Origin of the sequence: Microcosmobacter mediterraneus, assembly GCF_031846265.1 — a bacterium.
Classification (GTDB): domain Bacteria; phylum Bacteroidota; class Bacteroidia; order Flavobacteriales; family Flavobacteriaceae; genus Microcosmobacter; species Microcosmobacter mediterraneus.
Window position 1 is genome coordinate 579,766 of the sequence record NZ_JAVRIA010000002.1, and the last position, 15,801, is coordinate 595,566.

General features: G+C 31.9%; 14 protein-coding genes. 10 read left to right on the plus strand and 4 right to left on the minus strand.

Annotated features, from left to right (window positions below):
- The 3 genes from RM697_RS06045 to RM697_RS06055 are packed head-to-tail and all read right to left on the minus strand — an operon-like array spanning position 1 to position 2,805.
- Positions 1 to 1,134, minus strand: coding sequence for an ATP-binding protein (locus RM697_RS06045; protein WP_311426963.1), 1,134 nt, complete (start codon positions 1,132 to 1,134; stop codon positions 1 to 3).
- A gap of 35 nt (positions 1,135 to 1,169) precedes the next feature.
- Positions 1,170 to 1,922 carry an SDR family NAD(P)-dependent oxidoreductase gene (locus RM697_RS06050; protein ID WP_311426964.1) on the minus strand — a complete coding sequence of 251 codons (753 nt, stop codon included), beginning with the start codon at positions 1,920 to 1,922 and terminating at the stop codon, positions 1,170 to 1,172.
- A gap of 10 nt (positions 1,923 to 1,932) precedes the next feature.
- A complete protein-coding gene (locus RM697_RS06055) occupies positions 1,933 to 2,805 on the minus strand; it encodes an aldo/keto reductase (protein WP_311426965.1) in 873 nt (290 codons plus the stop codon).
- Positions 2,806 to 2,965: 160 nt separating this feature from the next.
- On the opposite strand from RM697_RS06055, the gene RM697_RS06060 reads away from it, so the two are divergent.
- From RM697_RS06060 to RM697_RS06095, 8 genes are all read left to right on the plus strand, one after another.
- Positions 2,966 to 3,967, plus strand: a complete 1,002-nt coding sequence (locus tag RM697_RS06060) for an AAA family ATPase (RefSeq protein WP_311426966.1) — start codon at positions 2,966 to 2,968, stop codon at positions 3,965 to 3,967.
- A gap of 96 nt (positions 3,968 to 4,063) precedes the next feature.
- A complete protein-coding gene (locus RM697_RS06065) occupies positions 4,064 to 4,927 on the plus strand; it encodes a DUF58 domain-containing protein (protein ID WP_311426967.1) in 864 nt (287 codons plus the stop codon).
- Complete coding sequence (locus RM697_RS06070; RefSeq protein WP_311426968.1) at positions 4,924 to 6,666, plus strand: hypothetical protein; 1,743 nt, start codon at positions 4,924 to 4,926, stop codon at positions 6,664 to 6,666. Before RM697_RS06065 ends, RM697_RS06070 begins: the two co-directional genes overlap by 4 nt.
- Positions 6,666 to 7,670 (plus strand): vWA domain-containing protein, encoded by a 1,005-nt coding sequence (locus tag RM697_RS06075; protein ID WP_311426969.1) that lies wholly within the window; start codon positions 6,666 to 6,668, stop codon positions 7,668 to 7,670. The genes RM697_RS06070 and RM697_RS06075 overlap by 1 nt, the downstream gene beginning before the upstream one ends.
- On the plus strand, positions 7,671 to 8,708 hold the full coding sequence (locus RM697_RS06080; RefSeq protein WP_311426970.1) for a vWA domain-containing protein: 1,038 nt from the start codon (positions 7,671 to 7,673) through the stop codon (positions 8,706 to 8,708). It begins immediately after the preceding gene.
- Between the two features lie 117 nt (positions 8,709 to 8,825).
- Positions 8,826 to 9,656 (plus strand): tetratricopeptide repeat protein, encoded by an 831-nt coding sequence (locus RM697_RS06085; RefSeq protein WP_311426971.1) that lies wholly within the window; start codon positions 8,826 to 8,828, stop codon positions 9,654 to 9,656.
- Positions 9,657 to 9,705: 49 nt separating this feature from the next.
- The gene (locus RM697_RS06090; protein ID WP_311427034.1) at positions 9,706 to 11,472 is read left to right on the plus strand and encodes a BatD family protein; all 1,767 of its coding nucleotides are present in this window, start codon (positions 9,706 to 9,708) and stop codon (positions 11,470 to 11,472) included.
- A 3-nt stretch (positions 11,473 to 11,475) separates the two neighbouring features.
- Positions 11,476 to 12,255: a tetratricopeptide repeat protein gene (locus RM697_RS06095; protein ID WP_311426972.1), complete on the plus strand. Its 780-nt coding sequence runs from the start codon at positions 11,476 to 11,478 to the stop codon at positions 12,253 to 12,255.
- Between the two features lie 11 nt (positions 12,256 to 12,266).
- Here the strand turns inward: RM697_RS06095 and RM697_RS06100 are convergent, their stop codons facing one another.
- The gene (locus RM697_RS06100; RefSeq protein WP_311426973.1) at positions 12,267 to 13,607 is read right to left on the minus strand and encodes a cytochrome-c peroxidase; all 1,341 of its coding nucleotides are present in this window, start codon (positions 13,605 to 13,607) and stop codon (positions 12,267 to 12,269) included.
- A 206-nt stretch (positions 13,608 to 13,813) separates the two neighbouring features.
- Here RM697_RS06100 and RM697_RS06105 point away from each other — a divergent pair, with 206 nt between their 5' ends.
- Both RM697_RS06105 and RM697_RS06110 read left to right on the plus strand, forming a co-directional pair.
- Positions 13,814 to 14,113, plus strand: a complete 300-nt coding sequence (locus tag RM697_RS06105) for a hypothetical protein (protein ID WP_311426974.1) — start codon at positions 13,814 to 13,816, stop codon at positions 14,111 to 14,113.
- 85 nt (positions 14,114 to 14,198) lie between these two features.
- On the plus strand, positions 14,199 to 15,788 hold the full coding sequence (locus tag RM697_RS06110; protein ID WP_311426975.1) for a SulP family inorganic anion transporter: 1,590 nt from the start codon (positions 14,199 to 14,201) through the stop codon (positions 15,786 to 15,788).
- Positions 15,789 to 15,801: the final 13 nt, after the last annotated feature.

The window sequence follows — 15,801 nt, forward strand, 5'->3', positions numbered from 1 at the left end:
TTAACTATACTTTACTTTTCGTAAAATTCTTACAGCTTCTTTATAGGCTACATAAGCTGCTTTATGATGTGTTTTTAAATAAGGTTTTGCTTCGTGAAGCTTATCTAAAGCATCATTAAAATTGTTTAAATAGCATATCAAATAGGTAGCTGGAAGGTTATTAACATCCACCAATTCATTTTTTGTTAGCTTTAATCCTTTCTTTATTTTTTCTAATAAAGCGTTATTGGCATTGAGAATATGATATAATGATCGTTTATTAAACTGTGGAGGCTTAAATAATAATTGAGTGTCTATTTGGTAATTAGCATTATCATCAAATTTAATAATGGTCTGTTCAAGTTCAAGATACTCAAAAGAGTTTTGAAGTCCTAAACTCACATACTCAACAATTTCAAAAGAATCATTATTATAACTAATACTGACCTCGTCTAAGGTTGAAAAAAATAAACGAACTTGTTCGTTAATGAGTTCTATATCTACTCTTGAATAAAGTGTTTCGTTTTTTATCATCTTTTTTAAACCAGACCAACACACCACAAAATACTCTTTAAAGACTTTATACTGAGGATTAAAATCTTGTCGCTTTTCCATGAATTCAAATACGGCATCTAAAGTGTACTGAATATTATTTTGAGCATGCGCTTCAATAGCTGCGACTATTTTAGAATTAACGTCTTCAATTTTAATATCGAAAACTTTTGGCATACTCATGCTTCCGTCTCTAAAAAACACAGAGCCTCCATAATATTTCCAAATATTTTTTCTGAGCGAGGTTAGTTTTTCAATAGCTCTAATGGTTACTAAACCAACAACCTTATGATCGGGAAGGTGTGGAAAAGGAATATTCTCGTACTGAACAATTGGTGGATTTTCTAAATACGCATTAATTAGGTTTTGAATTTTACTGTCATCAAAAAAATCAACACCAATAATTTTATTGTCTTCATCTTGGACACCAACCACGATGTAAGAGTTGTTTTTTGGGTTGCTATTAGACAGTGCGCAAATATGTTTCAAAAATTTAGCCTTACCTTCTTTTTCGCTAATGTTTATTTTTCGTTTTTTATCATAGAAACTGTTCTCATCATTGTGAGCCAAAAGATTCTTGATAAGTAAACGTTTATTAATCATAATTGTCATTCCTTTAAGGCAGGAATCTTCTTAATTTATAATGATTTTTTAACTATTGTTGAGTTTGCCTGTGCTTGAGGAAACACTAAAACATCAGCCATATTAACATGTGAAGGCCTACTTATGCAGAAGTGAATAATTTCTGCAATGTCTTCTGCCTGCAACGCTTTATAACCTTTGTAAACATTATCTGCTTTAGCATCACCTTTAAAACGAACCTCGGAAAATTCGGTTTCAACTAAACCTGGATTAATAGCAGAAACTTTAATATCGTAAGGATTCAAATCAATACGCATACCTTCTGTTACAGCCAAGACAGCATGTTTACTTGCACAATATACATTACCTTTAGGATAGACTTCTTTACCAGCAGAGGAACCAATATTAATAATATGACCAGATGTTCTATCTTTCATTTGTGGAATAATGGCTTTACTAACGTATAGTAATCCTTTTACATTAATATCTATCATTGCATCCCAATCATCTAAAGAGGCAGTATCTACAGGATCAAGACCATGAGCATTACCAGCATTATTTATTAATATTTCAATATGTTTATAATCTTCAGGAAGATTATTAATTGATTTTAGTATAGCATCATTATCTCTAACATCAAAGTTTAAGGTTGTTACTTTAGTTAGTTTTAATAGGTCTTTAGAAATAGAATCTAAGCGATGTTGTCGTCGTCCACAAAGTATAAGTTTATAGCCATGTTTGGCTAACTCATAAGCCGTTGCTTTACCAATACCACTAGTGGCTCCTGTTATTAATACTGTTTTACTCATAATTAAATTATTAAGGAACTTTATGACCTTGACAAGCCACTAATATTAAAAACCAATCTTCTAACTCTAACTCAATTTTGCAAGCCTCCATAGCTTGTGATAGTCGTTTAGTAATAGTTGTACCAATAACTGGGGAAATGTTAGCAGGATGCTTAAGTATCCAAGCTAATAATAGCTGATCTTCAGTTGCATTATACTTGTCTAGTAATTCACCCAATTGTTTATGTATACGTCTGGTTTGCTCAGTATCGTCTCTAAAAACGTTTCCTAATGGCGACCAAGCCATTGGTTTAATGCCGCAAGTTTTCATATAGTCTAGTGTTCCATCGTGCATAGCACTATGTTGAGTAAGTGAAAACTCAATCTGATTGACATCTATATCTGAACGCAAACTAATCATTTCTATTTGCGAAGGCGTAAAGTTTGAAACACCAAAGTCAATGATTTTACCGTCTTTTTTTAAAATAGCTACAGCTTCTGCTATAATGTTGGCATCCATTAATGGACTTGGTCTATGAAGTAATAGTAGGTCTAAATAATCTGTTTCTAAATGTTTTAGTGACTCTTCAACAGACCAAATTATATAGTCTTTACTATAGTTATAGTGTTTTACTTTATTAGTACGATTTTCAGCCATATACTGAATGCCACACTTAGAGATTAGTTGTATTTCTGATCTATCTATATTGCTATTTGTCAATGCTTTACCAAATTCTTTTTCAGTGGTGTAACCTCCATAAATATCGGCGTGATCAAAAGTTGTAATACCTAATTCTAAGCAATGATTAATTAAAGAAACCATGCCATTTGTATCTAATGCTTTTCCCCATTGTCCCCAAGTCATGGTTCCAGAAATGATTTTGGAATAATTTCTATTCTTCATAATTTAAATTTCGAGATTAAAAATAGAAAACAAAAAACTCTTAAACCTATTTTAAATACTGAATTTTTAACCAATTGTTAACAGCAATACAAGAATAATTTTAACAATTTGCATCTCTTAAAAAACGAACCTAAATTGGAGGCTCAAAATTTTTTAAAATATGGAAGAAACAGGTACAATTGATATTAAATCGATTAATGAGAAAATAGAAAAGGAAAGTGCTTTTGTAGACTTATTAACCTTAGAAATGAACAAGGTTATTGTTGGACAAAAACATATGGTTGAACGATTGCTGATTGGTTTGTTAGGACAAGGTCATATTTTACTAGAAGGTGTTCCGGGTTTAGCAAAAACTTTGGCCATTAATACCTTATCTCAGGCTGTTGATGGTAGTTTTAGCCGAATTCAATTTACTCCAGATTTATTACCAGCAGATGTGGTTGGTACTTTAATCTATAATATTAAAGAAAATGATTTCTCAATAAAAAAGGGGCCTATTTTTGCCAACTTCGTTCTTGCAGATGAGATTAATAGAGCTCCAGCTAAAGTGCAGTCTGCTTTGTTAGAGGCTATGCAAGAGAAACAAGTAACTATCGGAGATGAAACCTTTATTTTAGATAAACCATTTTTAGTTATGGCTACTCAAAACCCTGTTGAGCAAGAAGGAACGTATCCTTTACCAGAAGCTCAAGTAGACCGTTTTATGCTAAAAACTGTAATCGATTATCCAAAATTAGCTGAGGAACAATTAATTGTTAGAGCAAATTTAAAAGGTGCTTTCGATAAGGTTAATCCTGTAGTTTCTGTAGAACAGATTCTAAAAGCACAAGAGGCTGTGAGAGAAGTTTACATGGATGAAAAGATAGAGAAATATATTTTAGATATTGTTTTCGCTACACGTTATCCAGACCAATATAAATTATCTGATTTGCAGCCATTAATTTCTTTTGGTGCATCGCCACGTGGAAGTATTAATTTGGCTACAGCAGCAAAATGCTATGCTTTTATTAAACGCAGAGGTTATGTAATACCAGAAGATGTTAGAGCAGTTGTTCACGATGTTTTAAGACACAGAATAGGCATAACTTATGAGGCAGAAGCAGAAAATGTAACCTCAGAGGATATCATTAATAAAATTGTTAATGTTATTGAAGTACCATAGTATTGTCATTCCTGCGAGGGCAGAAATCTCATGAATATTTTTAACAAATCTAATTTGATAGATTCCGCATCAAGTGCGGAATGACAAAGCAGAAAAATGGATACTAAAGAATTACTAAAGAAAGTTCGTAAAATTGAGATTAAGACACGTCGTTTGTCAGATCACATTTTTGGTGGCGAATATCATTCAACATTTAAAGGTAGAGGTATGACCTTTTCTGAGGTAAGACAATACCAATATGGTGATGATGTTAGAAATATAGATTGGAATGTTACTGCGCGTTATAATGAGCCTTACATAAAAGTTTTTGAAGAAGAGCGTGAGTTAACCATGATGCTTATGGTCGATGTTTCAGGATCAGAACTCTTTGGTACTGAGCAACAATTTAAAAATGAAATTATCACCGAAATTGCAGCAACACTTGCTTTTTCTGCAACCCAGAACAATGATAAAATAGGACTTATATTGTTTTCAGATGAGATAGAATTATATATTCCTCCAAAAAAAGGAAGATCTCATGTTCTTAGGATTATTAGAGAACTCATAGAGTTTCAGCCTAATAGTAATAAAACAGATATTGCTGAAGCTTTAAAATTTTTGTCTAATGTTATGAAGAAAAAAGCCATTGTGTTTTTAATGAGCGATTTTATAGCCCAGGATTATGAGCAGACTTTAAAAATTGCCTCTGGCAGACATGATGTAACAGGAATACGTGTCTATGATAAGCACGAAGAATCCATTCCAAATATTGGTGTTGTGCAGATGCAAGACGAAGAAACAGGTGAGCTTCTTTTAGTGAATACAACATCAAAAAAAGTAAGACGTAATTACGAAGCATTTTACAAGGACAAAGTTGACTATTATAAAAATAGTTTCACAAAATCTGGAGCAGGAATCATTGACTGTAGAGTTGGAGAAAGCTATGTAAAAAAACTATTAGGATACTTTAAACGAAGATGATAAAACGACTAATATTTATGACTAATAATTTTAGATTTAAAAACCTTAATAAAGTTTTAGGTTTTAAACCTAAAGCTTCATTATGTGTATTTATTTTCTTTTTTCTAGTCTCATACTTTTCTTTTTCGCAGGTAACGTCTTCCATAGACACGACCTCAATAAAAATTGGTGAACAAATCACCTTTAAAGTCCAAGTAGAAACGGATACAACTAAAGTTGTAATTTTTCCTAAAGGTCAGACGTTTTCACCTTTAGAAGTTATAGAATCTTTTGATATTGATACCACAAAAAAAGATGCCAGATATAAACTCATTAAAAAATACGGACTTACTCAGTTTGATTCTGGTCGATATAGTATTCCTCAGCAAAAAATAGTTGTTGGTGATAAAGTTATCCTAACAGATTCTGTAAGTGTAGAAGTTAATAACGTCGTTGTAGATACCACAAAACAAGGGCTTTATGATATTAAACCAATTATTGAAGTTGAAAAACAAAGTAGTAATTGGTGGTTATGGTTGCTCTTAATTATTTTAGCTGTAGCACTTGTAGCATTTTTATTGTATTGGTTTATTTGGCGAGTAAAACCCTTAACCGAAGAAGAAAAAGTAGCCTTATTACCACCATACGAGCGCGCAAAATTAGCCGTAAAAAATGTAGCTGAGAGTAATTATTTAGAGTCAGGTGAAATTAAAAAATACTATTCCCAGCTCACCTTAGCCATCCGAAAATATATTGATGAAAAAGTATACAATCGTGCCTTAGAAAGTACTACGAATGAACTTGTAGATAGATTAAATTTACTAAGAGAAGGTAATCAATTAGATATTAGTGCTGATACCATAAAAAATATTGACTCTATTTTTAAACGTGCCGATTTAGTGAAATTTGCTAAGTCAACTCCAGATTTTGAATTAGCACGTTTTGATAAAGATACAATTGACAAAGAATTAGATGAAATAAAGCAAACGTTACCAGAGCCTTCCGAAGAAGAAAAATTATTAAATGAAGAATATAAACAACAACAAGAACATAAAAAGAAACGACGTAAAGTACTATTAACAATAGCTATCTCTTTACTTCTATTGATTGCAACTTTTATTGGTTTTGGACTTAAATATGGTTTTAATTACGTAAAAGACACTATTGTTGGTAACGAAAGCAAAACTCTGTTAGAAGGGAAATGGGTAAGGAGTGAGTATGGTTTCCCATCAATAATTATTGAAACTCCGCAAGTATTAAAACGTCTTGAATTAGAAGTTCCAGAGGATTTTAAAGATAAAATTGAAGTTGCTGAGTTTGGTTTTGGTGACTTAACCAGTCCTTTAGGAATTGTTAGTAAAACACAACGTAAAAAAGCGTTGCAGCAAAATCTACAAGGTCAAGTTCAAAATGCACAGCCACCTAAAATAGACCCGAATGTTTACATAGAAGCTATGTTAGCATTAATGGAAGAAAAAGGTGCAAAAAACATCATTACCAAGAGTGATAAATTTTCAACACCAAATGGTGGAGAAGGAATCAAAACAGCTGGATCTGCTGATTTCCCCTTAACCAATTCCGAAGAATTAGAAAAAGGGAAATATGCTTTATATACTTTTATTTCTGATAATGGTAATGTGCTTCAACAAGTATATTTAACTTGGAGAACAGATGATGATTATTTAGAAGATATTATAGATAGAGTGGAAGCATCCATAGAAGTACAAGAAAAACAAGAAGCTCCAAAACAAAACAATTAATGTTAGAACAGTACGAATTTTTAAATAAAGAACTTTTCTGGTTATTCTTGTTAATACCATTAGCAATACTATGGTATATTTTAAAATATAAAAGACAAACAGCCGAACTTAAAATCTCGAGCTTAAAAGGGTTTAAAGTAGGGAGTTCTATCCTACCAAAACTAAGACATCTTTTATTTGTTTTAAGATTACTAGCTCTGGCAGCTCTTATAATTGCTATTGCAAGACCAAGAACTGTAGATGTAAGTTCTAAAACAAAGACTACAAAAGGAATTGATATTGTAATGGCAATAGATGTTTCGGCAAGTATGTTGGCAAAAGATTTAAAGCCTAATCGTTTAGAAGCCCTAAAAAATGTAGCTTCAGAATTTATTAAAGGAAGACCAAATGATCGTATTGGTTTGGTAGAATATGCTGGTGAAGCTTTTACGAAAACACCAATAACTACAGATAAGGCTATTGTTCTTAGATCTTTAGGAGATGTTCGTTATAATAGAATCATTGAAAGTGGCACAGCTATAGGAATGGGATTAGCTACTTCTGTAAACAGATTAAAAGATAGTAAGGCACTGAGTAAAATAATTATTCTACTTACTGATGGTGTTAATAACTCTGGAGAGATAGATCCAAAAATCGCTTCAGATTTGGCTGTAGAATTTGGTATTAAAGTATATACTATTGGCTTAGGAACCAATGGTATGGCGTTATCACCAGTTGCAGTAAAGCAAAACGGCGATTTTCACTACAGCAGAGTCCAAGTAGAAATAGACGAAGAGCTTTTAAAGGAAATTGCAGAGGTTACCAATGGTAAATATTTTAGAGCAACAAATAATAAAAAATTAGCTCAGATTTATGAAGAAATTAATAAACTAGAAAAGACTGAAATTGAAGAATTTAAGTTTTATAATTACGAAGAAAAATATAGACCGTTAGTTTTATTAGCTGGTTTATTATTACTATTTGAGTTTTTACTTCGATTTACCATTTTTAGAAGTTTTGTATAGATGTATCAGTTAGAAGAAAAAATATGGTTTTGGGCTTTTATTATAATTCCAGTAATACTAATGGTATTTATGCTATTACAGTTCTGGAAAAAAAGAGCACAAAAGCGTTTTGCTAATTCAGAGATATTAGAACGTTTAAGTCCTAATAAATCTGTTTTAAAATCAACAATTAAAGTTTTAGTACTCAGTTTAGCTTTTGCATGTTTAATTATAGGCTTGGTGAATCCTAAAATAGGTACCAAGTTAGAGACTATTAGAAGCCAAGGTGTGGATATTGTATTTGCTCTAGATGTTTCCAAGAGTATGTTGGCCGAAGATATTGCACCAAATAGATTAGATAAATCTAAACAACTCATGACCCAGATTATCAATAATTTGGTGAGTGATAGAATTGGTATCATCGCATACGCAGGAAAAGCGTTTCCTCAATTACCAATTACAACAGATTATGCGTCTGCTAAGATGTTTTTACAAAACATGAATACAGATATGCTATCATCACAAGGTACAGCGATTAACGAAGCCATAGAATTAGCCAAAACGTTTTATAATGATGATGAGCAAACGAGTAGAGTACTTATTATTATTTCTGATGGTGAAGATCATAGCGAGGTAGCAGCTGATGTTGCAGAGGAAGCCAGTGAAGAAGGGATAAGAATTTTCACGATAGGTGTTGGTGATGTTAAAGGCGGTCCAATTCCTATTAAGAGAAATGGTGTAATACTTAATTACAAGAAAGATAGCAATGGCGAAACGGTAATTACAAAACTTAATGAAGAGACTTTAAAAAATATAGCTAATGAAGCCAATGGTGCTTACATAAATGGTAAAAGCACAACTAATGTAGTGGAGTCTATAAAAGAAGTTCTTATTAGGATGGATAAGAAAGAGTTTGAAGCCAAACAATTTGCTGATTTTAAATCACAGTTTCAATGGTTTTTAGGATTTGCAATTTTGCTCCTATTTGCAGACATATTTTTATTAGAACGAAAGACTGCGTGGTTAAAACGCCTTAATCTATTCAATGAAAATTTATAGCAATGTTAGTACAAAGGAGCTTCTATTCATTAAACTTGAAGTCAAATTTTATGAAAACATTAAAACGATATCATTTTTGAGTTTAATATATTGCTAAAGAAGATGACAACAATAAAAATGAAAATATTTTTTGCAATTATAGCATTGATTTTTAGCAGCTTATCTTTTTCCCAAGAAGATGATAAAAAAGATTTAAAAGCTCAGAAAAAAGCAACAAACTATGTTTTTGAAGCTAATAAATTAGTCTCTGAAGATTTTGTCTCTGCTGAAATGGAATACAGAAAAGCTATTTCAGAATCAAAAAAAGCTGTTGCTGCGCCATACAACTTAGCACATTCTTATTATAAAGAAGGGAAGTTAGAAGAATCTCTGATACGCCATCAACAAGCCGCACGTTTAGCTTCAACTAAAGAAGAAAAACATAGAGCATATCATAATATTGGTAATATTTTAATGCAAAACGAGCTTTGCAAAGAAGCTGTTGAAGCCTTTAAAAATGCACTTAGAAACAATCCATCAGACGATGAATCTCGCTATAACTTAGCTATGGCAAAAGAGTGTGCAAAAAACCAAGATGGAGGAGGAGAAGATGAAGATAAAAAGAAGGACGAGCAAGAACAAAATAAAGAAGACGAGCAGAAAAAAGACGACCAAGGCGACGAGAAAAAAGAAAATAAAGACCAAGGCGAAGACGACAAAAAAGAAGGGGAAGAAAAGGAAGATGAAAACGGAAAGCCTAAAGACGAAAAACAGAAACAAGAGAATGAAAAAGGTAAAGGCGATAAAGAAAAAAAGCAACAAAAACCTAAACCTCAACCAGGTAAGCTATCGAAGCAACAAATAAAAAACTTGTTGCAAGCCATGAACGATAAGGAACAAAAAGTTCAAGAAAAAATAAACGCAAAAAAACAAAAAGGAGCTAAAGTAAAAACTGATAAAGATTGGTAGATACAGCAGTAAGATTTCATGTTAATGAATCTAATTTGAAGTTATGAAAATGAAGGCGATTTCATATGTTTTTTTCTTTTTGATGTTGATTGCATCAACAACATCTTATGCTCAAATAAAGTTTGAAGCCAAAGTCAGTAAAAAGAAACTTGGTATTAATGAAAGGCTAAGAATTGACTTTGAGATGAATAAAGATGGTGATAATTTTAATCCACCTAGCTTCTCTAATTTCACTGTTGTAGGAGGTCCTAACACTTCTGTAAGTAATTCTTGGTTAAATGGTAAGCGTTCTTTTAAAAAAACATACACCTATTTTTTAGCACCGAAAAAACGAGGAACATTTACAATTAAACAAGCTACTATAGAAATAGAAGGGAATGTTTATAAAACGATTCCTGTAACAGTAACAGTGACTAAAGCTGTTGATAAACCAAAGGATGGTAATAATGCAGAGTATATTGCATCAGAAACGGTTCATTTAGTTGCTGAGGTGTCTAACTCTAAACCTTACTTAAACGAACCTGTAACAGTAGTTTACAAACTCTATGTGTCGCCAACAACAGGTGTAAGTAATTGGAGAGAAGTAGACAATCCAAGGTATAATGATTTTTGGAGTCAAGACATAGAAATAAAATCGTATAAAGAACAAAATGCTACTTACAAAGGCGAAGATTATAGGTATGTTGTTTTAAAACGCACAGTACTTTACCCACAAAAAACAGGTAAGTTAGAGATTGAGCCTTTAAGTTTAGATATTACTGTTGAAGTACCTACAAATCGTCGTGATCTTTTTGGTACTCGTATAATGAGTCAGGTACATAAAATTGTATCGGCTGGTAGTAGAACACTAAATGTGAAACCTCTACCAGAACAAGGGAAACCTGATAATTTCACTGGAGCAGTAGGCGATTTTAAATTTAATGTATCCACATCTAAAAAAGAATTAGAAGCCTCAGAATCGTTTCAGCTTAAAGTCGAAGTTTCAGGAAAAGGAAATTTAAAATTATTTGAACTCCCAACACCAGTTTTGCCAAGTTCACTTGAAGTTTATGAACCAGAAAAAAATGATAGAGTCAGAACTTTACTTTCTGGCATGTCTGGTAGCAAAAGCGAAAGTTATACTGTTGTTCCGCAATACAAAGGAAAATATCCATTACCAAAAATGACGTTTTCCTATTTTGATTTAAACACTAAAAACTACAAAACATTAAGCTCAGATGAAATTATCATTGATGTTTTAGGCGGACCAGTTAATACAGAAAATCAAACGGTTGTTGAAAATACTAAAAAGCAATCAGTACCTACAATAAGTAATCAGTTTGCATTTATTAAAACGAAAACAAAATTCACACCTGTTAAACCAAGCTACTTTTTTAAAAGTAACTTGTTTTGGGCATTACTATTAGTTCCTTTTTTAATTATTCCGATAGCTATTTTTGTAAGAAAGAAAAAAGCTGAACGAGATGCAGATGTTAAAGGTAATCGCATAAGAAAAGCTGATCGTTTAGCTAAAAAATATTTAAGTAAAGCTAAATCTGAACTAGGTAAAAAAGAATCTTTTTATGTTGCTTTAGAGAAAGCACTTCATAATTATCTTAAAGCAAAGTTGCATATAGAAACTAGTGAGTTTAGCAAAGATAAAATCAAGGTGCTATTAAATGAAAAAGGAGTTGATGAGACTACAATTTCAAATTTTATCGCGATTCTAGAAAATTGTGAGTTGGCTAGATATACACCAATAACACAAGTTACCATGAATCATGATTATGAGAAGTCTGCATCAACAATTTCATCCATAGATAAACAAATGAGATAAGTAATGTTAGAACTAAAAAAAATTCATATTAAACAGATTCTTATCACTGTGGTTTTTTTTACTACTAGTATTATTTACAGTCAAAATGAAACCTTGTTTCAAAGAGGGAATGATTTGTATAATCAGGGAAAGTACGAGGATGCTATTGAGATTTATCAAAAAGTTATTGATAGTGACAAACACTCTTCAGAGTTGTATTTTAATTTAGGTAATGCGCATTATAAACTCAACAATATCGCTTCTAGTATTTATAATTATGAAAAAGCACTAATCCTTTCGCCTAGCGATAAAGAGGTAGAAAATAATTTGGCATTTGCGCGTAATATGACCATTGATGCCATAGATAATAGTCCTGAGGTAGGATTTAGTAAGCTCTTTAAATCGGTAGTAAATAAATTTTCATTTGATCAATGGGCAAAATTATCTGTAGGTTTTGTTATTGGTTTTGTACTTTTCTTTTTACTGTATTATTTTGCATATAATACCACTAAGAAACGAATTGCATTTATTGCTAGTACATTGTGTTTGTTTTTAGTATTAGTATCTCTAGCATTGGCATTTAAAAAGTCTGAGCTTGTAAAAAATGATACATCTGCTATAGTTTTTGCCACAGAGAGTATAGTAAAGAGCGATCCAAATTCTACAAGTTCCGATTTATTTAGATTACACGAAGGCACTAAAATCAAAGTATTAGAATCTTTTGATGATTGGGACAAGATTAAATTATCAGATGGTGAAACGGGTTGGATATCTTCTGAAGATATCAAACGCATAGAGTTTTAATACACAAATAACTAGTTACAACCTAAATCATTTTGAGATGTAGTGTCATTGTTTGGAAAACAATTACCAGACATCACAGAACTTGGTGTATAACGATTAAGATTATTATCATCTAAAGCCTCTTCAATAAAAATAGCTAACAAATTAATGTCTTGCTCAGTAAGCCCAAGAGGTAAAAACCTAGAGTCTAAAGCAGAATCTGGAACAGCAGCATTTTCTTTAACGCCAGCATTTTTATATTCTATTATAGATTTAATAGAGTTAAAAGAAGAACCATGACCATAAAAACCATTGTACTTTATACTATATAGTTGAGGTACTTTAAATTTATAATCATCTTCAGTATTTAGTGTAAAACCACCTCTACCTTTTTGAGTAGCTTCGTCTACTGTAGTAAAAATATCAGAACCTTCCAAGTCTTTAACACCAATCGCTGCAAATTCCATAGCACCTAATGATGGACCACTATGACAAGATACACATTGCGCTTTATCAAAAAACAATACAGCACCTTGTTTAGCTTCTTCAGACATTGCTGTATAATCACCTGCTAACCATTGTTGAAAAGGAGCTTCGTTAGCTAGTAAGGTTCTTTCATAAGCTGCAATAGCTAAGCCAGCAGTAGTTAAAGTATAACGTTCTGAAGGATCTATTTCTGGGAATGCAGCATCAAACATAGCTTTATAACCTAAATCGGTAACAATTTGCTCATCTACGACCATTCTATGCACACCAAGACCAGCAATTGCTTGTATCTCAACGCCTTCAAATCCTAAATTATTAGTTTCTTTTGGTGTGCCAACTGTCCATTGTGCTTCAGTTCCAATATTTTGATCTGTTGCACCAAATTGACCATTCCAAAGCATTAATTTTTGATAAGCACTATTTAGTGCTGTTGGAGATTTAATAGGTTGAACATCCAACATATCTGGAGTATATAACGGATTTATATCACGCGTTTCGCCAAATAAACCAAAACCCATTCCACCATCACCAATACCTTGTCGCTTACCAGCTTGGAAACCAGCATCTGCATGATGGCAACTTGCGCAAGAATAAGTTTCCATACCTTCATCTAACATAGGATTTTTTCCTAAACCAGTTTCATGAAAAAGTAATTGACCTAATTCTACCTTTTGAGGTGTTATAGGATTATTAATATCTTGAGGAATCTCTATATAGTTATCACTCTCTGGCAGCATAAAAAACGATTTACCTTGATTATTGGAGGCAAGCATTAATGCGTCCTCTAAAGCTAAATCTATACTAGATATAGGAACATAATTATCATCGTTGTTACATGAAAAAAGCGTAAGAACTATTGATAGTGCAAAGATTTTTGAGGCTTTCATAATAGTAAAATTTGGTTGTCAAATAAATAAATTCTAATGTGTTATAACAAAAACCAGTACTTATTTTAGATATAAGGGTTAAAATTTTGGAGCAAATAAAATTCCAAGTAATATTTATCGATTAAAAGCAAACTTATTTTGTGAAAGAATCTTTAATATTTGTTTAACAAAATTTCGTTTATATTTGTCATAATTAACTTATATCGATGACTAAATTCTTTGCTTCTTTGTTGTTTTCTTTAGCCCTATTGGGTTTTACAACAGCGCCAACAATTATTACAATATTAGATTGTGATTATGAGTTATCTATTTTCTCAGATGGTGAAGAGGAAGAAAAAGAAGGTAAAGAGTCTTTAAAAGATGTTGAGGTTAAACTTTTACAAGATTCAATTACACGTTCAGATTTTATAGATCAATATTCTTTATCTGAATTTGAATATTATTCGAAATTATATTCATCTACAATTAAGGAGCTTAATTCACCTCCACCAGAACGTATTTCGTAACATTTATTATCGCACATAAGTGCAATTCAAGTTTTATATTCAATTTAATTTCAGTATCGATTTCATCGATAAAAAAGTATAGTTTATGTTTAAAAATTTAAAAAATGACTTGCCAGCGAGTATAGTCGTATTCTTTGTCGCACTGCCATTATGTTTAGGTATTTCAGTAGCCTCTGGTGCCGAACCAATTACAGGTTTAATAGCTGGAATTGTTGGTGGTATAATTGTAGGTGCTGCTTCTGGTTCTAAAATAGGAGTCAGTGGACCAGCAGCTGGTTTAGCAGTAATCGTAGCAACAGCAATTGGGAACCTTGGTTATGAAAATTTTCTGGTAGCTGTAGTTTTAGCTGGTGTATTTCAAATAATTCTTGGTGTTTTTAAAGCTGGAATTATTGGCTATTATTTTCCGTCTTCAGTAATAAAAGGTATGCTTACAGGAATTGGTATTGTCATCATCTTAAAAGAAATCCCATACTTTTTCGGAATAGATAAAAATCCAGAAGGTGACTTTGCCTTTTTGCAAGTCGATGGTGAAAATACACTGACTGAATTATTGAAAGTAATCAATGCCTTAATTAGTGGGAATTTTGATTATGGTGCTACAATAATAGCTGTAATTGCTATGGCCATACTTCTATTATGGGGAAATGTACTAAGCAAAAAAGGTAAGTTTTTTCAGCTTGTACAAGGTCCTTTAGTTGCAGTTGTTATAGGTATTGTATATTATTTTTTAACTAAAGACTCTGGTTTAGAATTAAGTAAAGACCATTTGGTGTCTGTACCTATTCCTGATGGATTATCTGGATTAAAGGATTTACTTACTTTCCCTGATTTCTCAGCATTAACTAATCCAAAGATTTATATAACAGCATTTACTATTGGTTTGGTAGCGTCTTTAGAAACCTTATTATGTGTAGAAGCGACGGATAAATTAGATCCAAATAAAAATGTCACACCTACCAACAGAGAATTATTTGCACAAGGATCTGGAAATATAGTGTCAGGTTTAATTGGTGGATTACCAGTAACTCAAGTAATTGTTAGAAGTTCTGCAAATATTCAATCTGGTGGTAAAAGCAAAGCATCAGCTGTTATTCATGGGTTTTTTCTTTTAATTTCTATAGTGACAATTCCTACTGTACTTAATCTTATTCCACTTTCTGTTCTTGCTGCTATATTATTTATAGTAGGCTACAAATTAGCCAAGCCTTCTACATTTAAGGCAATGTACGATTCTGGATGGATGCAATTTGTTCCTTTTATTACAACTATAGTTGGTATCGTATTTATTGATCTCTTATGGGGAATTGGACTTGGACTGGCCGTAGGTATTTTTATTGTACTTTATAAAAGTTTTGGAAACTCTCATTTCTTACATAAGGAAGGCGAGAACGTAGATGATGGGAAAATAAAAATGACTCTAGCTGAAGAAGTAACCTTCTTTAATAAAGCTTCAATTTTAAAAGAATTAGATCAATTACCTGAGAATTCGTTTTTAGAGCTTGATGTAAGAAAAACGAGATATTTAGATAATGATATTATAGAAATTTTAGAAGATTTTGCATTTAAGGCAAGAGAACGTAATATAGATATTAAACTTATTTCTGAAAGAGGAATTATTGAAAATCCAGACAGCTTTATTGAGTTTTTTAAGCTTAAAAAACCAACAGAATAGAACTCAACATTAA